Here is a 25,214-nt window from a genome sequence, read left to right as displayed (position 1 = left end):
GAAGCAGGAATCTTAGCTGCGGAGCAGATACCGAGTGCTACAGGAAGTAAGCAAGCTGCGGTACCGGTGTTGGACAATACTGCGGACAGTACGGTACCAACGATCATCAGGCCGAACATCAGGCTGTTTTCGCCTGTGCCGCACATTTTAACTACGGTATTACCGATTGCTTGTGCGAGGCCGGTGTAGAACATGGAAGCGCCAACTACGAACATGCCTGCGAACAGAACAACGGTGGAGTTAGACAGACCGCTGAATACTTGTTTTGCAGGAATCAAGCCTAAGAGGCCGCATGCGATAGCCGCGCCGGTAGCAGTAACTGCAAGAGGGATAAGTTCGGTTACAAAGAATAATGCAACTACTGCCAACAAAATAAGACATTTGATTGCTGGGGACATTTTATGTTCCTCCTTTTAAAATTAATTTATATACAATGCCGAGGGAGGCATTCTATATCAGCTATTAATATGTAGTTTTCAAAGAACTTCCGGAAATCGCTTATGTATTTTCTTGCATTTCCATGTACCTATTATAACACTACAAGCGTAAAATAAAAAGTTATTTTATTGAAAAATTTACATTATTAACGTAAATAGTGTTTTTCTATCGTGCACTTCTATATTGTAATTCACAGACATCACTATCATGGTATTTTATTTTTATACTTTTATATGCTTTTCCGGAATTAAGTTAAACTATGAGTAAATGATTTTTGAACCGTGCACAAGCCTTTTGTCTGAAAATTATCTTAATTCTCTTTATAAAATCTGCTCTGATAAATTACAGCTTTCTGCTCCAAAGCCCATTATATCAAGGGTTTGCGATTTATATAATTTTTTTAGTACCTTCTATAAGTTATTTTTAACAGCTGGTGCTAATTTCACTTTTCGTATTGAATGTAATCCTGTAGTACATGTCCACTGATTGAGGACATAAAAATGCCATCTTTTTTGTTTAAAATGTGACAGTTTAGTATTTCTCGCTAATTTTTTAGGCAAAAATTAAGAGGACGCGCCTCACAGCGCGTCCTCAGGGGAGTTTCAGTTTAGATTATTTACCAACAGGACCGATCATAGCCAGCATAGTACCTGCAGCAACTGCAGTACCGATAACGCCTGCTACGTTAGGACCCATAGCATGCATCAGCAGGAAGTTGGACGGATTTGCTTTTTGGCCAACAACTTGAGATACACGAGCAGCCATAGGAACTGCGGATACACCGGCGGAACCGATCAACGGGTTGGTCTTGCCACCGTCTACCATGCACATCAGCTTGCCGAAGATAACGCCGGCAGCAGTACCGCCAACGAATGCAACCAGACCTAAGCAGATGATCAGGATGGTTTGGTAGTTCAGGAAGGATTCAGCACTCATGGTCAGACCAGTACCGGTAGCCAGCATGATGGTTACGGTGTTCATCAGAGCGTTTTGTGCGGTGTCGGACAGACGATCCAGGCAGCCAGCTTCTTTGAACAGGTTACCAAGCATCAGCATACCAATCAGAGCGGTTACGGAAGGTAACAGCAGGGAGATAACGATGGTGCACATGATCGGGAATGCAACTTTTTCGAAGTGAGAAACCGGACGCAGCTGTTGCATAACGATTTTACGGTCAGCTTCAGTGGTGAACAGTTTCATGATAGGAGGCTGAATCAGCGGAACCAGAGACATGTAGGAGTATGCAGCAACTGCGATTGCACCTAACAGCTGAGGAGCCATTTTAGCAGCCAGATAAATGGAAGTCGGGCCGTCAGCACCACCGATGATGCCGATAGCAGCAGCTTCTTGTACGGAGAAGCCAAGCAGCATAGCGCCCAGCAGAGCTACGAATACGCCAGCCTGTGCAGCAGCGCCCAGGAGCAGGGTTTTCGGGTTAGCCAGCAGAGGACCAAAGTCGGTCATAGCGCCTACGCCCAAGAAAATCAACGGAGGGAATACTTCGTGGTGAATACCGTACATGATAACGGACATAACACCAGGTTCTTCGAAACCGTTTTTAGGAATGTTAGCCAGAATACAACCGAATGCGATCGGGGACAGCAGCAAAGGCTCGAAACCTTTAGCGATAGCCATATAAAGCAGAAGCAGACCAACGCAGATCATGATTACATGACCGCCTGTCAGTGCAGAGAAGCCGGAGTCTGCCCATACAGAAGACAAAGCAACAATAAATGCCTCAAACATGTGAATTTTTCCTCCTTGTTTCCCATAATTGGGATGTTATAAGTGCAAATAAGCTCCACAATAATGCTACAACACTTTCATTTTAACTGTATCACCACAGTCTCCCCTAGTCTACCTGTGGTCTGCTTTGCAACGCAAGCAGAACATCAGAAAATGTCATTTCTTCTTATGAAGCTGCTTAAAGCAGCAGCACTGCTTTGAAACCTTTTTCAGCTAACTCTTATTTAGCTTTGGTAGGATCAACTACCTGGATTAAACTCATCAACATGCCTAATCCGATTAGAACTCCAAAGACAATGGTCATGTTGATTATGGCAATCAGCCACGGATTTGTTGTTACAGGACCCACTGTTTATCACCTCTTCCTAAGATAATTAAAGGGGAACTAGGCTCTATAAGCGTGATGCTTATCTTACTTTAATAAGTATAAAGTTATATTTTTTTATCTTCTGTTGCACAAGTCACACTGTTTTTTGTGGAACAGTTACTTTATTTACATTATCACTTCACTTTAGCTTCTATACTATTTCAAAAGTTCATTAATCATTTTTGTTGCCTGCGCAACAGATTGTCATCTTGAGTTTGCTAAAATAAATACTGCAAAGCAACAATTTAATATCCTCTCAGTTTTCAATTTGTCTTTAGAGAGATTGGGAGAATGCTGAAACGACTGCGAATTAAGTTTTGGCAATAAAAATAACCAGCTGCGAACTGGTTATTTTTTTGCTTTTAAATCAAAATAATCTGCGTCTATGCAGCATGCTAAAGCAATATAAAATGAAGCCCATCCATTTTACCGGATGGGCTTCACTTTTAGGGGAGAGATGTTACAACAACTGTTTATTTAGCAACAGGGCCAATCATAGCCAGCATAGTACCTGCAGCAACTGCAGTACCGATAACGCCTGCTACGTTAGGTCCCATAGCATGCATCAGCAGGAAGTTTGCCGGGTTAGCCTTTTGGCCGACAATCTGAGATACACGGGCAGCCATAGGAACTGCGGATACACCGGCACTGCCGATAAGCGGATTGGTTTTACCACCATCAACCATGCACATAATCTTACCGAATACTACACCACCCCAGGTGCCTGCAGCAAAGGCAACCAGACCTAAGCAGATAATCAGGATAGTCTGATAGTTCAGGAAGGCATCAGCACTCATAGTAAGACCGGTACCGGTAGCCAGCATGATGGTTACAGTGTTCATCAATGCATTCTGTGCAGTGTCGGACAGACGGTCCAGGCAACCAGCTTCTTTGAACAGATTACCAAGCATCAGCATACCGATCAAAGCTGTTACCGGTGGCAGCAGCAGAGAAATAACGATGGTGCACATAATCGGGAAAACGACTTTTTCAAATTTACTTACCGGACGCAGCTGCTCCATAACAATCTTACGTTCTTTTTCGGTAGTGAACAGCTTCATTACAGGCGGCTGAATCAGCGGTACCAGGGACATGTAGGAATAAGCTGCAACGGCAATGGCACCTAAAAGATGCGGTGCCATTTTAGCTGCCAGATAAATAGCTGTCGGGCCGTCAGCACCGCCGATAATACCGATAGCAGATGCTTCCTGTACAGTAAAGCCCAAAGCCATAGCGCCCATCAGGGATACAAATACGCCAATCTGAGCAGCAGCACCTAAAAGCAAGGTTTTAGGATTAGCAATCAGCGGACCAAAGTCGGTCATTGCGCCAACGCCCAGGAAAATCAACGGCGGGAATACTTCGTGGTGAATACCATACATGATAACTGACATAACACCCGGCTGTTCGAAACCGTTTTTAGGAATGTTAGCCAGAATACAACCAAAGGCGATTGGAGACAGCAGCAAAGGCTCAAAGCCTTTGCCTATAGCCATATAAAGCAGAACCAAACCAACGCCAATCATAATTACGTTGCCACTTGTCAGAGCAGAAAAACCTGAGTCTGCCCAAACAGAAGCCAAAGCGACGATAAATGCCTCAAACATAGAATAATCCTCCTCTGGGCCCATATCGGGAAAATAAGTGCATTTTTTAATAGATTAGACAGGGCAAAACTGTGCATCATTTGCTGCAATGCTTATTTCTAGTAGGGTCAACCAACTGAATCATACTCATGAGTACACCTAAAGCAATGAGCACACCAAAAACGATTGTCATGTTGATAATAGAAATCAGCCACGGATTAGTTGTTACGGAACCCATATAAATCACCCCTTCCAAATAAATTTAAATATAATATTTACCGCAATATGCTTCCGGATATTTGAATTCAAATACCCCTTTTTGCCTTGCTGAATTAAGTATAAAAATAATTCTGCCGTTATTCCGTTGCTTATGTCACACGTAATAAACGGATGGTCTTAGTTTACTTACAGATTGTATTCGTTTTAAATTTGTTATTGTTATTAAAATTTAAAAAGCACTTTTGTTATTAAAAAGGATTAGTTTACTTATGTAACTTAAAAAAGCAAGCTCTTCGAGCTTGCTTTTCAAATCAGAATAACCATTAATTTTCATGCTATTATTTATGTATAAAATTGAAAGCATACCCTTTCCTGCCTGACACCAACTATTGAAAATAAAAAACGCCGCCCAAATGAGCGGCATTTTTTAGCAGCCTTACAGCTGTTCAGTTACATTGTCTTCGGGAGCCCCCTTCTTTTTGCGGCTGAAGAAGCGTTCAACAACTACAAAGAGTACAGGAATCAGGAAGATACCAAAGAGAGTAGCAATGGTCATACCACCAACTACGGCATTACCCATGGATACACGCGCGCCGGCGCCCGGGCCGGTAGCAATAGCCAAAGGCAGACAGCCTAAGATGAAGGCGAAGGATGTCATCAGGATAGGACGCAGACGTACATGAGCAGCCTCAATAGCAGCATGTACAACATCCATGCCCTGCTCCATATTCATCTTCGCATATTCGACGATCAGAATAGCGTTCTTTGCTGCCAGACCAATCAAGGTAATCAGACCAATCTGCATATAAACGTCATTCTGCAGGCCACGTGCATACTGTACCAGGAAGCAGCCGAAAACTGCGGAAGGTACGGACAGCAGTACAGCCAGAGGAATAGTCCAGCTTTCATACAGAGCAGCCAGACACAGGAAGACGAAAATCAGTGAAATGATGAAAATCTGCGTAGAACGGTTGCCTGCTTCAATCTCATCAAGGCTCTGACCGGTCCATTCGTAGGTGTAGGTGTTAGGCAGAACCTGCTTAGCAACCTCTTCAATAGCAGCCATAGCCTGACCGGAGGAATAACCGCTGGCAGGGTCACCGGAAATCTTAATCGCACTGGCACCGTTAAAGCGTGTCATAACAACAGAGCTGTTCTTAGGAGAAGGCTTTACAAGTGTATTCAGCGGAATAGACTTGCCATCGTTGCTGCGTACAAAGAAGTAACGCATATCCTCTACACTGGTACGATATTTTTCATCAGCCTGCATAACAACCTTCCAGGTACGGCCGAAGTTGTTGATATCATTGATTTCGTTACCGCCCAAGAAAGCCTGCAATGCAGAATAAACAGTAGATACAGGCACGTTCAGAGACTGTGCCTTTTCACGGTCAACCTCAAACTGATACATAGGAGTATTGGTGTTCAAGGTGGTGTACAGCATACCGATTTCCGGACGCTTGCGGCAAGCAGCCAAAAATTCATTAGCACGCTCACCCATGGTGTTAACATCTTCACCGCCCAGGTTCATGAGATAAAGGCTCAAGGTACCGGTACTGGAAGCACCCGGCAGAGAAGGCGGCTGGAAGGCCATAACGGTTGCATCAGGAATCTGTGCGCCCATACCGAAAATCATCGGAATAATATCCTGTACGCTGTTGCTGCGCTTGCTGTAGTCCTCCATAGAAACTACTGCCAGACCGGCATTAGCCTTCTGGCCCATGGACAGAATATCAATACCGCTAACTTCCATAACATTTTTAACACCAGGTAACTTTCTCATATTTTGGGAAAGGCCTGCCATAATCTGCTGTGTACGATTACTGGAAGCACCTTCAGGCAGAGCAATAGATACAGCAGTCATGCCCTGGTCCTCGTTCGGTACAAAGCCTGTCGGCGTTGCCTTCGCCAGGAAACCGATGCAGATAACCACAATAACAAGACAGGTCAGGACAAGCTTAGATTTACGGATGCAGCCTTCAACGTTTTTCACGTATTTGGCCAGCGTTCTTGCAAACCAATCATCAAATGCTTTTACAGCCTTGCCGATAAAGCCCTTCGGCGCCTCTTCCTTCTTGACCAAAATCAAAGAGCAGAGCGCAGGAGTCAGGGACAAAGCAATAATCGCAGAAAGCATCATGGATACGGAAATCGTAATCGCAAACTGCTTATACAATTCACCAACAGTACCGCCGGTAAAGGCTACAGGAATAAATACCGCAGACAGTACGAAGGCGATAGCCACAACAGGGCCGGAAACCTCGTTCATAGCGCGGTAGGTTGCCTCCTTAGGAGACATACCGTTTTCCTGGATATGATGCTCTACTGCTTCTACTACAACGATAGCATCATCGACTACAAGACCGATAGCCAAAATCATTGCGAAAGCAGTCAGAGTGTTGATAGTAAATCCCAAAATTACGAAGGAAGCGAAGGTACCAATCAAGGATACCGGTACAGCCAGAATAGGAATCAAGGTTGCACGCCAGCTGCCCAGGAACATGAATACTACCAAAATAACCAAAATCAAGGCTTCAACGAAGGTATGTGCAACCTTCTCTAAAGACTCGGTGATAAACTGGGTGTTATCCTGAATAACAATCAGCTTCATGTCATCCGGGAAACGGCTTTCAGCATCCTTTAATACCTCGCGGATATTCTTAACAGTTTCGATAGCATTCGCATCAGAGGTCAAGGATACCGGGAATACAACAGATTCGCCGCCATTCAGCTTGCTGACAATAAGGTCATTACGAGGACCTTCTTTAATAGTTGCGATATCCTTCAGCTTCAGGTTATCGCCATTGTTGGAACGAATAATTACGTTACCGAATTCCTCAGGCGTATTCAGACGACCTTGAGCGCTTGCGGAATAGGTACGCTCCTGCTGGTCAACGGTAGGACGGTTACCGATAGAACCAACCGCTGCCTGAATGTTTTGCGTTTTGATCGCGTTGGAAACGTCGGTTACGGTTACGCCCAGCTGTGCCATTTTTTCAGGATTCAGCCAGATGCGGACTGCATATTCCGGACCATATTCGCCAACTGTAGATACGCCCTTAACACGCTTTACAGCATCCAGGAAGTTCGCATCCGCATATGTTCTTAAGAACATTGCATCATAGGTATTTTTAGGAGAATAAAGACCAAAATACATAATGGTCTCGGCAGATTCTTTTGCAGTAGTAACACCATAGCCGGAAACCTCGCTCGGCAGAGAGCTGGTTGCCTGAGATACACGATTCTGTACTTCTACAGAAGCGATATCTGCGTTTTTCTCCAGGTTGAACTCAACATTGAGCTTGTACTCACCACTGGAGGTACTTACGGAGGACATGTTCAGCATATTTTCTACGCCGCTGACCTTCTGCTCAATAGTCTGTGCTACAGCCTTTTCAACGATATCGGCACTCGCACCTACATAGTTGGTATTTACGCTGATACGCGGTTTGGTAATGTTAGGATATTGGGCGATAGGCAGGCTGAAGCCGGCAATCGTGCCCAATAAGGTAATAATAATCGCCAGTACTATCGCAAATACAGGGCGATCAATAAAGAAACGAGCCATCTAGCCAACCTCCTTATTGCTTCTTGCCAGCGGTAGCACTGTTATCAACAGTAGTATCCAGATCAGCCTCAGTCATCGGCTGCGGGTTAACCTGAGCACCCTGTCTGATCTTGCCGGTGCCTTCAACTACGATTGTCTCGTCGCCGGTCAGACCGCCTTCAACCATGTAGAAACGGCCAACAGAAGGACCAAGAGTAACTTCCTTCATCGTTACCTTGTTGTCGCTGCCGACAACATAAACAAATTTCTTATACATCAATTCAACAACTGCACGCATAGGAACCAAAAGAGCATCCTTTTTAGTGCCAGCAGTTGCCTGTACGTGAGCAAACATGCCCGGCAGCAGACGACGTGCAGGGTTTCTGAACAGAGCCTTGACAGTCATGGTACCGGTATTATCATTGATACCGCGGTTAACCTCTGCTACGGTGCCCTTTAAATCATAGGTGCTGCCATCGCTCAAAACAACGGTCAGATTATCAAGAGAAGCAGCGCCGCTGTTATCATGAGCAGCGGAAAGCTTCAGATATTCCGGCTCAGCGATGCTGAACTGCACGAAGACGGGATCAGTGTTGCTGATTTTTGCCAGAGTAGTCTGACCTGCGGTTACATAGTTGCCAACCTCCAGCGCGGTAGTATCAATACGGCCGCTGAACGGAGCGGAAACGCTGGTATCAGTCATGTTAATCTGCGCATTTTCCAGAATTGCTTCCTGCGCATTTACAGAAGCCTGAGCCTGGTCACGCTGCATAATAGCGTTATCCAGAACCTGCTTGGAAATTGCATTCTGTGCATACAGAGTGCTATAACGTTCTGCGTTCAGAGCAGCGTTAGCCAAAGCCGCACGAGCATTAGCCAGGCCTGCCTGCGCGTTGAGCACGTTGGCCTGATAGGTACGCTGGTCAATAGCGTACAAGGTCTGGCCTGCGCTTACAGTGTCACCGCCCTTGAAATACTTGGCTGTAATCTGGCCGCTTACCTGTGCCTTCAGCTCCATTTCCTGCTGAGCCTGTACAAAGCCTGTATAATCATATACCAGAGGGGTGTCACGCTTAATAACCTTCATGGTTTTAACCAATGCTGCCTGATTGCCGCCCTGCTGCTGTTTTTGACCACAGCCTGCAACGCTCAGTACAAAGGTTGCCGCCAGCGCTGCAGCCATTGCTTTTCTCGCACGGCCGGAGCGAATAAAACTAAACATAAAAAAACCTCCTTCACCTTCACTCTGAAACTACTCAATATATATAATAACTAATAAGACTGCTATATTGTAGCGCCTTTACCTGAAAATATTCCTGCTCCAGTTTCAGAATACTACTATTATAATGGACATTTTTCAGAAATGCAAACTCCATCTAAGCAGATTTCACCATTTTTTCTTGCATTTTCTCCCATTATCTTCTTCTCGCAAATTATACTGACTGGTCAGTCAGTTTTTTGCTATTCAACAGTTCATTTTTTAGCAAAAATTTATGCAGATTGCCCAAAGCAAAACCCGATACCTGGTCCACACCATCAATACGCTGCATCAAGAACAAGTTATCGCCTTCAATATACCATTCATCAGGCAGCTTGTCCTTATATACCACATTTTTATTGGTATTCAGCACATTGAGCAGCGGCAGCAAATCCTTATCCTTGACGTTAAGCACTTCATCAAGGCGTATTTTTTCACCCGTCTTAGGATTTACGTTCAGCTGGTGATGAATAAAGCGACTTTTACCGCTAATCAGCTGCACGCTAAGAATCTGCTCGTCAGCACGCATCACCTTAAATGCCATATCTGCCTCGCCCTTATAAAAATAATCCAGATATTCCTGGCATTCTTCCTGCAGCAGCTTATTCATTTTATTTTGCAGTTCTACATCCTTGCTGGCAAAAACAGGGAATGTTGCCTCACCGCCAGGAACTACCATTTTGCGTACCAACAATGTTCCTGCAGCAAAATCCTTGCCATCATTTACGGTATTATCCTTAGGGGTAGGTGCAAGCGTCATAATGGTCAGGGAAAACTGCTTCCATTCCTTAGTCTTCTTATCCTGCTTCCAGATAGCGCCCACATCTGCCAGAGGATGCTTTTTCTGCACCAGCTGCTGACAGCCCAATAATTCATCTGCACCGTCATTATCTACATCATGTGCCACCAGCGAATGCAAGCCGCCATACTCCAGCTTGCCGTCTTCAACCTCACTGCCTGCAGCCGGTGTTAAATCCGACTTATTGCCGTCGATTAAAGCTACATACATTTTACCGTCCTTGGCATAGGCTTGCGTTACCAGTCCCATGCTTTCGGCAGCACCAAAGACCTCACGCACATTTTTCTTATTGGCAAAGGAAAGCACACGATATTCACTGGGCGCATGCCAATCTCCCTGAGCAGCACTCACCAGCAGCTGCTGTCTGCCGCTTTTGCCTGCCCACAGCTTAATAGGCTGAAGCTGGCAATTATACCCGCCCTTAATAGAAGGTGCATGAGCCGTCAAAAGCTTCTTGTCCTTATCCTTAATCATAACAAGCAGATCATTTGCGTAGCCGTTAGGCATCTGGTCACCCCACAGCTCGGCAGTAACAGTCTGCTCCGCTGCCAGCTGCAGCGGCACCTGCGCCAGCAGCGTGTTAGCGGCAGCGGCCATAGTGCTGCAGAAAAGTACGCTGCTGCAGGCCAGGCCTTGCACCAACCATTTTATCTTCACGTCTCCACGTCCTTTCTTCAAACGTACTATTATATTATAGCATTTTTTTGTTATTAAGAACCGTATTAACACAGATTTTTTACATAAAGGTGTCTAAAGCATCGGCAAATTCTGTTGCATTTCGTACAAAAAAGCTTTTTCTTTGCTGCCAAAACGATTTTTTCATTAATATTACTGCTTTTTATTGTTAAATAGTGTAGAATAAAAGCGGTATTTTATTGAATTTTTGGGAGAAGGGAAGGAATTATTAATGAAGAAAATAGTTGCTCTTCTGCTCAGCCTTTGCCTATTAGTATTAGCTGCAGGCTGTGGCAGTAACGATTCAAAAAAAGACACACCCAAAGAAAAAACTAAGGTAAGCCTTGGCATGTTGCGCCTGACAAGCAGCGCTCCTTTATTTATCGCTATGGATAAGGGTTTCTTTGCTGAAGAAGGTATTGAAATTGAACCACAATGGTTTGATGCCGCTCATCCGATTGCCGTATCTACTGCTTCCTCTAAGGTTGACGTTGGTGCTACCGGCATTACGGCCAGCCTTTATAACATGGCAGCCAAGGGACAAAAGCTGGGCATTGTTGCAGATAAGGGCCGTGAACAAAAAGGCTATTCTTCTTCTGCACTGCTTGTGACCACCGACAACTATAACGCCGGTGTAAAAAGCCTGAAGGATTTGAAGGGCAAGCGTATCGGTATTACGCAAAAGGGCTCCACCTTCCATTATATGCTTGGCAGAATGCTGGAAACCCAGGGCATGAGCCTCAATGATGTGGAAATTGTTCCCCTGAGCAAGCTCAGTGCTGTTATGGCTGCTCTGGAAAGCAAGCAGATTGACGGCTGTATCTTAAACGAGCCTAACATCACCAAGGTGCAAAAAGCAGGCTATGGCAAACTGGTCGTACAGGTTGGTGACGTTATTCCTTACCAGACCTCTGCTATTTTCTACTCACCTGACTTTATGAAGAATAAGGATGCGGCTGTACGCTTCATGCGTGCTTACAACAAAGCCTGCAACTATTACTACGAAGCTGCAGTAGAAAAGAAGGATGCCAAGAAGCTGGAAGAAGTTGTTAATATTGTAGCCAAATACGTTAAGGCTCCGGCTGAAGACATTAAAGCAGGCTTGCCCTATATTGATAAGGACGGCAAGCTGCTTGTCAGCGATATTGCAACCCAGATTAAATGGTACACTGACAACAAGATGATTTCCGGCACACTGGACGCGAAGGATGTTGCCAACACCAGCTTTCTGGATGAAGCAATGAAGAAATAAACTATTGTATTAAAGCAAGACTGGCGTAAATGTAACAGCTGCAAAATGCGTTGACGATGCTTTAGCACCAAAACGCTGCGACTGATATATTAGCGCCAGTCTTTTTGGAGGATGGTAGAAAATGAAATTAGAAATCGCAAATATCTGCAAGGATTTCACCACCACCAGCGGTAAGCTTCTTCCTGTTTTGCAGGATATTAACCTCAGCATTAATAAGGAAGAATTTGTAGCATTGGTAGGACCGTCCGGCTGTGGTAAATCAACCTTGCTCAATATAACCGCCGGGCTTTTGGAGCCCACAAGCGGTAACGTAAAATTTACTGATGTCGCTGCAGGCTATGAGCCTCGTATGAGCATCGTCTTTCAGGAAACTGGTCTCTTCCCCTGGCGCAACGTGCATGATAATATCGCCTTCGGGTTGGAAACAGCAGGCATGAAAGCAGACGAAAAGGAAGCACGCATTAAGCATTACATTGAACTTGTAGGCTTAAAGGGCTTTGAAAAATCCTTCCCGCACCAATTAAGCGGCGGTATGCGTCAGCGCGTAGGCATTGCCCGTGCTTTAGCTATCGAGCCTGACCTGCTGCTGATGGATGAGCCGTTTTCTGCCTTAGATGCGCAAACACGCACCATCATGCAGGAGGAACTGGTAACGCTGTGGGAAAAGACGCGTCTGACCACGCTATATGTTACACATAATATTCAGGAGGCAGTAATGCTTGCTGACAGAGTTGTACTGCTTTCGCGTCGCCCCGGAAAGGTCAGCAAAATACTGCAGATTGCCATTCCGCGTGCCGAGCGTGCTAAGCCTGAGCACACAGACGAAATTGCAGAATTTGTCCGTATCATTTGGGAGCATATCAGCAAGGATGCGCGTGCTGCCTTAATGGAGGTGGAAGACAATGCCTGAAAAGAAAACTGCTGCGAGCGCAGCTAATGAATATATCGTGCGCAACCGTATGACGCATTGGCAAAAGACCTATCCGCATTGGGTAAGCGTTGCTTCCATCATCATCCTGCTGCTCTTTTGGGAGGCTATCTGCCGCTGCGGCCTGGTTTCTTCTTTGTTTTTGCCGGCACCGAGCCAGATTATCAGCGCCCTGCTTACCATGCTTGCTGACGGCGAAATCGGCGTAAGCCTGGCAGCCAGCATATATCGTATCTTAATCGGTTTTGCTGTCGGCAGCCTTATCGGACTTGCAGTCGGTCTTGTTACCGGTACCTCGGCACTGGCAGATAAAATCGGTAATCCTGTTGTCAACGCGCTTTATCCTATCCCTAAAATCGCTTTGCTGCCGTTATTCATCCTTTGGCTGGGAATCGGCGAGCTGTCGAAGGTAACGATTATTGCTCTCGGCGTCTTCTTTCCGGTAGCAATGAACACCTACAGCGGCGTCAAAAATGTTGATACGCTGCTTATCAAGGTTGCTGTCAGCTTTAACGCCAGCTGGTGGAAAACGATGAAAAGTGTTGTTCTGCCTAACGCCTTACCTATGATTTTCGCAGGCCTACGCCTTGCTGCCGGCACATCTCTGCTGCTGCTGGTAGCAGCAGAGATGATTGCCGCACAGGTCGGCATCGGTGCTCTTATCCTGCATTACGGCGATTTGATGATTACCGACCGCTTGATGGCCGGAGTTATTGTATTGTCGTTGCTCGGCCTCCTCTTTAATCTGTTCCTGCAATGGTTGGAGAAAAAGGCTATCCCCTGGAAGAACTGATAAAAGCACAAAAGCACTGTCTGCTCACTGATATTTTTATATCAGATAGAGCGACAGTGCTTTTTCTTTTTCTGCTAAAATCTTACAACAGCTTCTTAAATTGCTGTTACGCTGATGCACAAAAACTGTTTTTGCTAATATGCTGACTACTGCAGCTTCGCAGAAGCATCCCGCAAAATTGCTGCTACAACTTCAGCTGGCAGCTCGCCTATCTTCTTGATCAGCTCTGGCTGCTTGGGATGTTCGGCAATAACCTTTTCCATCCACACCATGTCCAGCCAATGACCATGCTTGAAGCCTGTGTTATTGAAGGTACCGATAATTTTATAGCCGCAAGCCTCATGCATTTTGACGCTATGCTCATTGCTGGCGGTAATGCAGGCATAGGTCACAACTACGCCCTGCAAGCGCAGTATATTTTCCAACGCTGCGTACATTACCTTGCCTAAGCCACGTCCCTGCCCCTCAGGCGTCAGATAAATTGTCACCTCCGCACCCCACTGATAGGCAGCACGCTGAATATAAGGATGAGCATAAACATAACCAAGCAAGCTGCCCTCATGCTCACAGACTATATAAGGATAGGCTGCAGAAATATTTTTGATTCTCTCAGTAAATTCTTCTATCGACGGTACTTCATATTCAAATGATACATCGCTGAGCGCCCTGTCGCTGCTGGCGACAAAGGGCGCGTAAATTGCAAGCAGCTCTGCAGCATCCGCAAGCTTCGCAAGGCGAAGCGTATACTTCATTGACATTTTATCGCTCCACCTTTACTTCAAACATTCTGCTCCACGGCAGCGTAAATTTATATTCTTCTGCAGTGTTGCCCATATACGGCTTGCTCACCTTGTTGATTTCCCGAGTAATAAACTCTTCCGCCGCCTTACGCTGCTCCTCGTTCAAGCCACTGTTAGGCCAATAGTTAGGCCAGATAAGCTGCTGATAAGTTTGCATGCGCACATTCGCCTGATATGCCCAATCATCAAGATAACGCACATTAAGCAGATTTTCTCTTGCTTCCGGTGTTAACTGCTTATGCAGCAGGCCCTGCGCCAGAGCAAAGCCCAAGCTGTTACCCGCGGTATTCCAACCGCCGTAGGATGCCAGTCTGTAGGCAAGCTGTTTGTCAAACAAGGTCTTTACCAAAGCATTGTCCGCACCGTTGCCAAAGCGGATATCCGCCACAGTCACAGGATGATTATGCTTAAGAATGCGTTCAACCTTATTGACGAAATTTACGGTAGCAGGCAATGCCTTATAGCTGTTGCTTGCATCGGATGCCTCATGTGTCACACCGTCGGCAGGAGTGTTGACAGCCAAAACCAAATCCGCATTTTTGCGCGAATAAACCGGGAAGGCACCTGCCGCGTAAATATGCTGCTTGGCGCTCACCGCCACAGTATCATCCTCATACGTAGGTACAGTCTTGCCTCCCTTGCCGGCAGCATAGGTTACATTTACCAGCGGCAGCTCGTACTGCAGGCGGTTGGCCGCACGGCTCAAAAGCAGCAGCCCAAGCTGATCTGCGCCTGCGAAGAAACGGATTTTTTCCTTCGGCAGCTCATTCACCAGAATATCCATCTCGCGTGCTTCCCTATGTGCCTGCGAATAAGCAGCTGTATCATCGCGGCCAATCAACATATAATCAAAATCGCCGCTTTCTACACCATGCAGCAAAAGCTCCGTAGCACGGATATTATTGCTGCGGCGCGTAAACATATCAGTAAGTATTTCCCGGGGAATGCTGCTGCGCAGCTCCGCCAGCTCCTTAACCTCTGTCCGCTTAATCTGCTTAAGCTCCAGCTTGTCTTCCAACTCTCCCAAGCGGAAAATCTTAGGGCCCCACTCCTTGTAATATGCCGGCTCAGTCGGCGCACTGCTGGCCTTAGGCGAACGCATAATAGTAGTAAATACATAAACCTTCTGCCCGCCATGCTGTTTTTTCAGCTCTACCAAGCGTTCTGCACGCTGCTGCAGAAGCTCCGGCGAAATTTCATGTGTGCGAGATGCCACCAGCCCGCCATAAAGCAAAGCATCAGAGGAAGCAACAATGGCTACCGATTCACAGGCCTTAGCCTCTAGCCAGTTAAAAAGCTCTTCCGGCTGCCCTGCTGACTGAGCACCGGCAATATATTCAGCAGGCGGCAGCTGTACATCCCAGCCTGCAGCCTGCATCGTCTGCACAGTGTAATCAAGGCACACCGGCCTGTTGTCCATGGGTATATATAACAGAGTGCCCTTAGCGGCAAATGCTGTATGAGTAGTCAACAGTAAAGCGCAAAGCAAAACACTTCGCAAAACCTTCATCATTTTTATCACTACCTTTAACTCTTTCTAAGCAGAGATATTCCTCGCCTTAATAGAATTTCTACAGCAATAAATAAAATTCCTGCGTTGACTTATAATTTCTTCTCGCATCCCTCGGTTATGATAAAAGCTCATCGCAAAACAAAAGCTCCCTGCTTCAAGGTACCGCTTGAAACAGAGAGCAAAGCTACGTTATAAAATTAGCTTAAGCGTTAGCAAATCTGCTTAAGAAATCCTGGGTACGTTTATTCTTCGGATGCGTAAACAGCGCCTGCGGTGCGCCTTCCTCAGCAATTACGCCCTGGTCAATAAAGATAACACGGTTAGAAACATCACGCGCAAAAGCCATCTCATGCGTTACGATAACCATGGTCAAACCTTCCTTAGCCAGGTCGCGGATAACGCGCAGAACCTCGCCAACCATTTCCGGATCCAGTGCACTAGTCGGCTCGTCCATTAAAAGAACCTCCGGCTCCAGCGCCAACGCACGCGCAATGGCCACACGCTGCTTTTGACCACCGCTCAGCTGGTGCGGTTTAGCATTTACGTAGCTGTCCATACCAACGTGCTTCAGATATTTCAGCGCAGTAGTACGTGCTTCCTCTTTGCTTTTGCCAAGAACCTTAACCTGACCAACCATGCAGTTTTCCAGAACGGTCATATTATTAAACAGGTTGAAGGATTGGAATACCATGCCTACCTTAGTACGATACATGGTCAGCTTTTTGAAAGCTTCGTTTACATCCGTACCACGGTAATCAATAGTGCCGGCAGTCGGATGCTCCAAATAGTTCACGCAGCGGATGAGCGTAGACTTGCCGCTGCCGGAAGGACCGATGATGCAGACAACATCACCGCGACGAACATCAAAGCTGATGCCCTTTAAAATTTCACGCTCGCCAAAGCTTTTCTTTAAATCATGGACTGATAACAAAAGTTCCTTTTCCATAGCTTAGTACCGTCCTTTCTGCTTCTTAGTAGGCAGAGGAATATCACCGCAGGGATCCATCATCGGGTCATAGGTAACCAGCTGATAATCCTTCGGACCATCCATCTTGCTTTCCAACCAGCGCAGCAGGCGGGAAGCGGTAAAGGTCATAATGAAGTAAATTACGCAGGTAATGAAGAAAATTTCAAAGTATTTGTAATAAACGCCTGCAGCAGATTTAGAAGCAAAGTACAGCTCCGTTACGGAAATAACGTTCAGTACAGAGGTATCTTTAATATTGATAATCAGGTTGTTGCCCAGCTGCGGCATTACATTACGCAGAGCCTGCGGCAGAATAACGCAGCGCATGGTCTGGATATGGTCCATACCGATAGCGATTGCTGCTTCCTTTTGTCCCGGATCAACAGATTCAATACCGCCACGCACAGTTTCTGCCATGTAAGCACCGGTATTGATAGAAACAACCAAAAAGCCTGCAAACAGCGGTGACATATCGATATCAAACAGGCTCATTGCACCATAATAAACAACCATAGCCTGTACAATCATAGGTGTACCGCGGAACACCTCTACGTAAGCGTCTAATAAGCGCTGCAAACAGCGCACCAAAGTTCTCTTAACCTTGCTGTCATTATCTTCCAAAGGAATTGTTTGAATAACACCAACAATAAGGCCGATAATACAGCCAACAAATGTGCCTACTATTGCCAACAGCAGAGTAACGACCGCGCCCTTCAGCAGGACAGAGCCATATTGCTGCAGCAGGTAGACTACCCAGCCAAAAAATGTTTCCGGCATTATATACACCACCTTAATTTAATACAAAAAGGGGCGACAACTGCCGCCCCTTGCAAATGGCGTAACTCGTTATTGCAACGCAGCTATTCCATTCTTATACAGCTTATTTTGCCAAAGGCTGTTTCTTAATAGCTTCATCCATAATCTTATTGAAGTCAGCCTCGGTCATACCGCTCAGAACCTTGTTCATAGCGTCTGCCAGTTCCTTGTTGCCTTTTTTAATAGCAATGCCGATTTCAACATCTTCTTTAGAAGTTTTGAAGCCTTGACCTTCAGGGAAGGTTACCATGGTAAGTTCAGGATTAGCAAAAGCAGCAGCCTTAGCAGTCGGGATATCGGTTACGATCAGGTTGCATTTGCCAGATTTCAGAGCAACAATCATGCCAGGAACGTTATCGATAGCAGGCAGCTTTTTAACGTCCGGAACCTGGTCAATCTGGTCATACCAGATGGTGTTCAGCTGAGAGGTAGCAATAGAGCCTTTGAGATCAGCAACGCTCTTAGCCTGAGCTTGCGGAGAATCTTTTTTAACCAGCGCTACTACAGTTGCATAGTAGTAAGGTTTAGTGAAGTCAACAGATTCTTTACGTTTGGAGGTAATGGACATGCCGGCAATTGCAGCGTCAATTTTACCGCTTACTACTGCAGGAGCAAGGCCATCCCATTCAATTTTGTGAATTTCCAGGTCAGCGCCCATAGAATCAGCTAATTTTTTAGCAATCATAACGTCATAGCCATAAGCGTATTCGTTAGAGCCAGCGATTTTAACAGCGCCGCCGTCAGCAGACGGTTGGGACCAGTTATACGGAGCATATGCGCATTCCATACCAACCTTCAATACCTTCTTGCCGCTGTCAGCTTTTTTATCGCCACCGCCGCAACCAGCGGTAACAGCCATTGCTACAACCATAGCACTGCACAGAGCAGCTTTCAAAAATTTCTTCAAGTTCATCAAAAACACACCTTTCATTGTGAAATAATCTACTAAGTTACGTAATACTTTACTATATTACTGTCAAAAAAGCAAGCGTTCCAGCGCAGATATAATGTATACATGAGCACTGCTACATAAAAGCAGTACCATCTCCTCAAGACACAGTACGGCTTGAAATGTTTGAGCTTATTTTTTCAGTCCGTTGACAATGCGGTCCATAGCTTCAATAGTGTTTTCACGGCTACCAAAGGCGGTCAGACGGAAGTAGCCTTCACCCATAGTACCAAAGCCGGCGCCCGGAGTACCTACAACCTGCAGTTTTTCCAGCAGGAAGTCGAAGAACTCCCAGGAGGTCATACCGTTCGGGCATTGCAGCCAGATGTACGGAGAATGTACGCCGCCATAATATTTAATGCCAACCTTATCAAAGCCAGCCATCATGATACGTGCGTTTTCCTGATAGTAAGCAATGTTTTCACGACATTGTTTGATGCCCTCTTCGCTGAATACAGCCTCAGCACCGCGTTGGATAATATAAGGAACACCATTGAACTTTGTGGTCTGACGACGCAGCCACATTTTGTTCAGTTCCATTTCCTTGCCGCCTTCGGTTTTGCGTACCAATGCGTGCGGTACAACAGTATAACCACAGCGGGTACCGGTAAAGCCGGCAGTTTTGGACAGAGAGCACAGCTCAATAGCACATTTTTTAGCGTCTTCGATAACAAAAATGCTGCGCGGAATTGCCGGATCAGTTACGAATGCTTCATAAGCAGCATCATAAAGGATTACTGCATCATTTTTCAGTGCATAAGCAACCCATTTTTCCAGCTGTTCTTTAGTATAAACAGCACCGGTCGGGTTATTCGGAGAGCACAGATAAATTACGTCAGCCTTCACATTTTCGTCCGGCATCGGCAGAAAATCATTTTCCGGCTTGCCTTCCATATAAATAATGTTGCGGCCGCACATTACGTTGGTATCCAGATATACAGGATATACAGGATCAGGAATCAGAATTGTATTGGCATTGCTGAAAATATCGGTAATATTACCACAGTCGCTCTTAGCACCGTCGCTGATGAAAATTTCATCGCTTGCCAGAGTAACGCCGAAGGATGCATAGTATTTAACTAATGCTTCGTGCAGGAAATCATAACCCTGCTCCGGACCATAGCCACGGAAGGTAGCTTGTACGCCCATTTCAGCAACAGCCTTTTCCATTGCCTCAACAACACATTTTGCCAGCGGCAGGGTAACATCACCAATGCCCAGGCGAATAATCTTTTTATCTGGATGTGCCTCAGCATAAGCGTTAACCTTATGTGCGATATCAGCAAAAAGATAGCTTTCTTTTAAGTTACAATAGTTTTCGTTTACAAATGCCATTGAAAAACCCCCATTATTAAAATCATTTTAAATTTATAGCAAACGCTTGAAAAATCACTAGCTGCAAGCATTCGAGATACCTGCAGCCAGTAGTTTAAGCAGTTTGTTTACTCGTTGATAACACTCTCAGGAATATCTATCACGCCGTCAAATACTGCGACTGCGTTGCCCTCCAAGGTTACATGGTCATTCAGCTCATGCGTAACCTTGAGCAGGCCGCCCTTGCAATGTACATTGAGCGGTTCGCCCTTCTTGCCTGCTTTGTTCAGCATGATGCAGGCTACAGTAACAGCGCTCGCACCGGTGCCACAAGCCCAGGTTTCGCCGCTGCCACGCTCCCAAACGCGGAACTTAACAGTGTTCTTATCCAGAACCTGCACAAACTCCGTATTTACGCCTTCAGGGAACAGCTTATGATGTTCAAATTGCGGTCCCAGCTCTTCCAAGTTCAGGCTGTCCACATCATCCACAAAGGTAACAAAGTGCGGATTGCCCATAGAAATTGCTGTACCGTTATAGAAAACCTTTTCTTTGGTTACATCATCATGATTATCATTCAAAACAATTGCCTGGTCAACAAAAATATAATGGTCGCAATTCATCGGAATCTCGGTAGCACGGAAAACAGGTTTGCCCATATCTACCTTAGCACCTACAACCTCGCCGTTTTCGACAACCATCTCAATTTCCTTAACACCGGAAAGAGTTTCCAGCGTAATGGTAGTTTTATCAGTCAGGCCTTTATCATGCACAAATTTAGCTACGCAGCGTACGCCATTACCGCACATCTTGCCTTCACTGCGGTCAGCGTTGAACATACGCATTTTGAAATCAGCAACGTCAGATTTGCACACGCAGATAAGACCGTCACTGCCAATACCAAAGCGTCTATGGCTTACATATTCAGAAATAGCGCCAGGGTTCGGCAGCATCTCTTTGGTGCAGTCTACATAGACATAATCATTGCCAGCACCATGCATTTTGGTAAATTCTATTTTCATGGTCCTTCCTCCTTTGAATCCTCTTTACTCATTATAGCAAAAATACGCTAAAATTCCAACCGGATAAGCAATAAAGTTAGCTTTAGCACACAAAAAAGCCGGTACATTTCTGCACCGGTTAAAGATAACTGACATTATTGCTTTTTTATCTGCAAAAATTTCACTTAGAACTCTTTTTCTGCAGTAAAAAACCTCTTCAGAAAATATTTAGGCAAATCTCCTGGACGGTCTGCACCACATCAAGGCAGCAAAAATCAGCACAGCAGTTACCCCCATGCTTACAGGATAAACATACATTAAGGTGCGGAAATCATGATACACCGGGAAAACAAAGGCAACCCATAAGAAGCGTACACCACATACACCTAAAATCGTAAGCAGCGATGGTAAGAACGATATGCCGAAGCCGCGCAGATAACCCGACATGACATCATACGTAAGGCTGAAAATATAGGCGCAGAAGACAATAGAAGCCCTGATATAGCCAAGCCTGATAACCTCGCTGTCATCATTAATAAGCGCAATAAGCCTGTCACCAAAGAGGAATACTATAAGCATACAAATACCAGTGCAGATAACATCCTCCAGCAGGCACAAGCGTAAAATCTTGCGACAACGAGCCAGCTGTCTGGCGCCATAATTCTGCCCGACAAAGGTTGTGCACGCCTGTGTAAAGGAGCTGAAGATACTGAACGCTACCATCTCCAGAATCAGCGAAGCACTGGAGGCAGCAATGACCTCTGTTCCCAGGCTGTTGATAGCACCCTGAATAACTACATTTGCCAAGCTGAAAACTGCGCCTTGGATGCCTGCAGGCAAGCCGATGCTTACAATTTCTTTCAGCGTAGGCATATCAAGGTGCAGCTTATTCCATTCCAATTTAATTATAGAATCTGTTTTCAGCAATAAGCGGAGCAAAATCAAAGCAGAAACCGCGTTAGCCAACACTGTAGCAATCGCTACACCGGTAACATCCAGCTTGCATACGCAGACAAAGAATAAATCCAGCACAATATTAACCAGGCTGGCTGCAATAAGCGCCATCAACGGTTTTTGCGTTTCACCGATACTGCGGAAAATAGCCGCCTCAAAATTGTACAGCAAAATAATCGGCATACCTAAAAAATATATTCTAAGGTACATCACAGCTGACGGTAAAACTTCTGCCGGAATTTCCAACAAATCTAAAATCGGCACAACAGCAAACTGTGCAATAACAGCTACCGCAATACCGATAATCAGCGAAAGCAGTACAGCAGTATGCACTGCCTTTTTTACACCTTCTGTATCACGCCTGCCGATAGACTGTGCAATAACAACATTAGAACCTAAGGCCAAGCCTAAGAACAGAAAAATAATCATACCGATAATAGGCAAATCGGTTCCTACGGCAGCCATCGCCGCAGTCCTGTCACCATTAGCAAAATTGCCGGCAATTACTACGTCTGTAGCGGTAAAAAACTGCTCCAGGATAGCTGTTGCAGCTACCGGCATAGAAAATTTTAATATTTTATCCCACAAAGAGCCATTAAGCATATCCATGCTTTTCTGCATATCATTAGTACCTTCACTTTCTTTTAGCTAGTGATAGATATTATAATACTAAATTTAGGCAATAGCAAATTGATATTTACTATGCCCGGTTATAGTTATAAGGCATAATATAACGCTTATGATAAGCAATGCTTAACATACAAAAAGCCGATACATTTCTGTACCGGCTTTTCGTTCATAAAATATTTCGTTTAAGCAGCCTGTTTACGCATATAAGTACGCATAACAAGCAATGTTACGAATAATAAGCACAGCGTAATAGGCAAAGCAATCAGCGCTAAGGAGCTTTCCGTAAAGTACGCAATACCGCCAGCAATCAGATAACCGGCAACGGACACAGAAGCTGCAGTCAAAGCATACGGCAGCTGTGTGGAAACGTGGTTAACGTGATCGGAATGCGCACCTGCAGATGCCATAATCGTTGTATCGCTGATAGGTGAACAGTGATCACCGCATACCGCGCCGCTCAGGCAGGCAGCAATGGAGATAATCAGCATTTCATAGGTATCACCGGAGCCGAAAACGTTGCATACAACAGGAATCAGAATAGAGAATGTGCCCCAGCTTGTACCTGTAGAGAAGGCAAGGAACATAGCAACAACAAAGATAATTGTCGGCAGGAACATTTTCAGAATACCTGCAGAGCTTGCTACAAGATCATGCACATAGAACTTAGCACCTAAAAGACCGGTCATACCGGACAGAGTCCAAGCCATGGTCAAAATCATAATCGGTGCAACCATTGCTCTGAAGCCGGCAGGAATGCACTCAGTAAATTCCTTAAAGGTCATTACATTGCGTACCATGTAGAAGCAGAAGGTAAAGAAGAAGGTTGCTATGCTGCCGAGTACCAGGCCTTTAGGAGCATCAGCACCGGCAAAGGCATCAACAAAGGTTTCACCAGTGAAGAAGCCACCGCTATAAATCATACCAATAATACAACAGATAATAAGTACGATTACAGGCAGTACCAAGTCAATAACAGCACCGTTAGGCTTATCATTTGTATCGTCATCATCGCCGTACGGACGAGCGGCAGTAGTGAACAGGTCACCCTTCTTTGCATTGTCCTCATGGACCTTCATGCTACCGAAATCAAATTTCATGATGGTCAAAAGAATCATCATAGATAAGGTGGTGATTGCGTAGAAGTTATACGGAATAGTCTGCAGGAACATGTTGAAGCCATTAATATCAGAGCCTTTAGGTACAGATGAGGTTACAGCTGCAGCCCAGCTGGAAACCGGCGCAATAATACAAATCGGCGCAGCAGTTGCGTCAATAAGATATGCCAGCTTTGCACGGCTAACCTGATGTCTGTCGGTAACAGGACGCATAACTGAGCCAACAGTCAGACAGTTGAAATAGTCATCGACAAAAATAAGCACACCCAACGCAATGGTCGCAAGCTGCGCACCAACGCGTGTCTTGATATTTTTAGAAGCCCATTGACCGAAGGCAGCACTGCCGCCAACCTTATTCATCAGGGCAACCATAATACCTAAAATAACCAGGAACACGATAATACCAACATTACCGCTATCAGACAGCTTAGTAATCATGCCGCCGTCTTCATTATAAAGCATGGTGTTCAACCCAAGCTCAAGATTACCATTAGAATATAACAGTGCACCGATGGCGATACCTACGAACAAGGAAGAGTATACTTCCTTCGTAATCAAGGCTAAAGCAATTGCGATAACCGGTGGCAGCAAAGCACCGATAGTCGAATATACGGCAGGCTTATAGGTCGCAGGATCAACAGTGTTAGGATGCTGTCCGCTTATATAAAATAGACCAGCCATGATAACAAGCGTTACCACCAAAAACAAATAATTGATTTTTCTCATCTAATTAATCACTCCATAATTTTTTTCTAAAAAGTCCGAAAAAATTATATCATGATTACGTAACTAAAAGCAAGCATATTATTAAAACTTGCAGACAATTTGTTAAAAAATGAACATTATTGCGTTGATAATTGCAAAACACAGCACTTTAGCACTGATTTATATTGCTTTAATGTCTATTTACAGTTGACAAATTTTGTAGTTTAAAAAGCAAGCGAATATATTATTCTGGACATAGCTATTCCGCATGGTAATGCTATTTAAATGATGCGTACATAGAACTATAGTAAATTGAGCGAGGGATATATCGTGCAAGGAATAGCAATTTTAGCAAATGAGCATCTGGTACCATCGAAGTGTCGCAACTGTCTGAGCGCTAAGCAAGCTACTGTAGAAAACTCTCTCAGCATAGCGCGAGTTTTGCGGCACTTCGTCCTGGTTCCATGCGAAATTTGCGTTGTGCCCTACAGGCACGGGAAAATTGCTGTTGACTGGAACGATATACCTCTTGCGAACAGAGAAAGTACGGGAGTATAGCTAACACATGCTTGCGCGTCGTTTCACTCTTTTCGATTTCTCACGTCGCAAAGCTCGTGACAAATCGGGTGTCGCTTCTCAGTCAAAATGCAGGTAAACCTGCATTTCGATACGCCTCGCCACAAACGCATTTGCGCGTCGCTTTGCTTCTTCAAATGCGGTGGCTGGGCAGCCAGGCCCGCTGCTGCTCATAAGATAGCTGCAGATAGAAAAAAAGAACCATACCTTTTGGTATGGTTCTTTTTTTCTAACCGGCAGCTATCTATCCTCCCAGGCCGCTTCCA

The 25,214-nt window shown here is 45.3% G+C and carries 18 protein-coding genes and 2 pseudogenes; 3 read left to right on the top strand and 17 right to left on the bottom strand.

Translation table 11 applies throughout. The features are described 5' to 3' along the window. From Q0G26_RS10755 to Q0G26_RS10725, 8 genes and pseudogenes are all read right to left on the bottom strand, one after another. On the bottom strand, positions 1-398 hold a 398-nt coding region (locus tag Q0G26_RS10755; RefSeq protein ID WP_293830550.1), incomplete at its 3' end, for an SLC13 family permease. 652 nt (positions 399-1,050) lie between these two features. Further along, on the bottom strand, positions 1,051-2,184 hold the full coding sequence (locus Q0G26_RS10750; RefSeq protein WP_293830548.1) for a sodium ion-translocating decarboxylase subunit beta: 1,134 nt from the start codon (positions 2,182-2,184) through the stop codon (positions 1,051-1,053). 223 nt (positions 2,185-2,407) lie between these two features. Beyond that, positions 2,408-2,533 (bottom strand): annotated as a pseudogene (locus Q0G26_RS11495) (sodium pump decarboxylase); the annotation flags it as partial. A 491-nt stretch (positions 2,534-3,024) separates the two neighbouring features. Next, positions 3,025-4,158, bottom strand: a complete 1,134-nt coding sequence (locus Q0G26_RS10745) for a sodium ion-translocating decarboxylase subunit beta (protein WP_293830546.1) — start codon at positions 4,156-4,158, stop codon at positions 3,025-3,027. A gap of 91 nt (positions 4,159-4,249) precedes the next feature. Then, positions 4,250-4,375 (bottom strand): annotated as a pseudogene (locus tag Q0G26_RS10740) (sodium pump decarboxylase); the annotation flags it as partial. Between the two features lie 417 nt (positions 4,376-4,792). Further along, on the bottom strand, positions 4,793-7,924 hold the full coding sequence (locus tag Q0G26_RS10735; RefSeq protein ID WP_293830542.1) for an efflux RND transporter permease subunit: 3,132 nt from the start codon (positions 7,922-7,924) through the stop codon (positions 4,793-4,795). 13 nt (positions 7,925-7,937) lie between these two features. Further along, positions 7,938-9,125, bottom strand: coding sequence for an efflux RND transporter periplasmic adaptor subunit (locus Q0G26_RS10730; RefSeq protein ID WP_293830540.1), 1,188 nt, complete (start codon positions 9,123-9,125; stop codon positions 7,938-7,940). 211 nt (positions 9,126-9,336) lie between these two features. Further along, positions 9,337-10,617, bottom strand: coding sequence for a hypothetical protein (locus tag Q0G26_RS10725; protein WP_293830539.1), 1,281 nt, complete (start codon positions 10,615-10,617; stop codon positions 9,337-9,339). 250 nt (positions 10,618-10,867) lie between these two features. On the opposite strand from Q0G26_RS10725, the gene Q0G26_RS10720 reads away from it, so the two are divergent. The 3 genes from Q0G26_RS10720 to Q0G26_RS10710 all read left to right on the top strand — a co-directional run bounded on the left by Q0G26_RS10720 (position 10,868) and on the right by Q0G26_RS10710 (position 13,608). Then, positions 10,868-11,887, top strand: a complete 1,020-nt coding sequence (locus Q0G26_RS10720) for an ABC transporter substrate-binding protein (RefSeq protein ID WP_293830537.1) — start codon at positions 10,868-10,870, stop codon at positions 11,885-11,887. 121 nt (positions 11,888-12,008) lie between these two features. Further along, positions 12,009-12,797: an ABC transporter ATP-binding protein gene (locus tag Q0G26_RS10715; protein WP_293830535.1), complete on the top strand. Its 789-nt coding sequence runs from the start codon at positions 12,009-12,011 to the stop codon at positions 12,795-12,797. Next, positions 12,790-13,608 (top strand): ABC transporter permease, encoded by an 819-nt coding sequence (locus Q0G26_RS10710; protein ID WP_293830533.1) that lies wholly within the window; start codon positions 12,790-12,792, stop codon positions 13,606-13,608. The genes Q0G26_RS10715 and Q0G26_RS10710 overlap by 8 nt, the downstream gene beginning before the upstream one ends. Positions 13,609-13,754: 146 nt before the next feature. Here Q0G26_RS10710 and Q0G26_RS10705 read toward each other — a convergent pair whose 3' ends face one another. The 9 genes from Q0G26_RS10705 to Q0G26_RS10665 form a co-directional block, all read right to left on the bottom strand. After that, positions 13,755-14,366 carry a GNAT family N-acetyltransferase gene (locus Q0G26_RS10705; protein ID WP_293830531.1) on the bottom strand — a complete coding sequence of 204 codons (612 nt, stop codon included), beginning with the start codon at positions 14,364-14,366 and terminating at the stop codon, positions 13,755-13,757. 1 nt (position 14,367) lies between these two features. Beyond that, positions 14,368-15,921 (bottom strand): DUF4127 family protein, encoded by a 1,554-nt coding sequence (locus Q0G26_RS10700; protein ID WP_293830529.1) that lies wholly within the window; start codon positions 15,919-15,921, stop codon positions 14,368-14,370. A 202-nt stretch (positions 15,922-16,123) separates the two neighbouring features. Next, complete coding sequence (locus tag Q0G26_RS10695) at positions 16,124-16,867, bottom strand: amino acid ABC transporter ATP-binding protein (RefSeq protein WP_293830526.1); 744 nt, start codon at positions 16,865-16,867, stop codon at positions 16,124-16,126. 3 nt (positions 16,868-16,870) lie between these two features. Beyond that, positions 16,871-17,665, bottom strand: coding sequence for an amino acid ABC transporter permease (locus Q0G26_RS10690; RefSeq protein WP_293830524.1), 795 nt, complete (start codon positions 17,663-17,665; stop codon positions 16,871-16,873). 103 nt (positions 17,666-17,768) lie between these two features. Next, positions 17,769-18,617, bottom strand: a complete 849-nt coding sequence (locus Q0G26_RS10685) for a transporter substrate-binding domain-containing protein (protein WP_246869313.1) — start codon at positions 18,615-18,617, stop codon at positions 17,769-17,771. A gap of 168 nt (positions 18,618-18,785) precedes the next feature. Next, positions 18,786-19,988: an LL-diaminopimelate aminotransferase gene (locus tag Q0G26_RS10680; protein WP_293830522.1), complete on the bottom strand. Its 1,203-nt coding sequence runs from the start codon at positions 19,986-19,988 to the stop codon at positions 18,786-18,788. A 107-nt stretch (positions 19,989-20,095) separates the two neighbouring features. Next, positions 20,096-20,983 carry a diaminopimelate epimerase gene (gene dapF, locus Q0G26_RS10675; RefSeq protein WP_044484008.1) on the bottom strand — a complete coding sequence of 296 codons (888 nt, stop codon included), beginning with the start codon at positions 20,981-20,983 and terminating at the stop codon, positions 20,096-20,098. A 213-nt stretch (positions 20,984-21,196) separates the two neighbouring features. Continuing rightward, positions 21,197-22,543: an MATE family efflux transporter gene (locus Q0G26_RS10670; protein WP_293830520.1), complete on the bottom strand. Its 1,347-nt coding sequence runs from the start codon at positions 22,541-22,543 to the stop codon at positions 21,197-21,199. 191 nt (positions 22,544-22,734) lie between these two features. After that, entirely contained in the window at positions 22,735-24,393 is a 1,659-nt protein-coding gene (locus tag Q0G26_RS10665; RefSeq protein WP_293830518.1) for a Na+/H+ antiporter NhaC family protein, read from the bottom strand. Between the last annotated feature and the right edge of the window lie 821 nt (positions 24,394-25,214).

Origin of the sequence: uncultured Phascolarctobacterium sp., assembly GCF_934190775.1 — a bacterium.
In the GTDB taxonomy this organism is placed as follows: domain Bacteria; phylum Bacillota; class Negativicutes; order Acidaminococcales; family Acidaminococcaceae; genus Phascolarctobacterium_A.
This window is presented reverse-complemented; position numbering and strand designations above follow the sequence as displayed.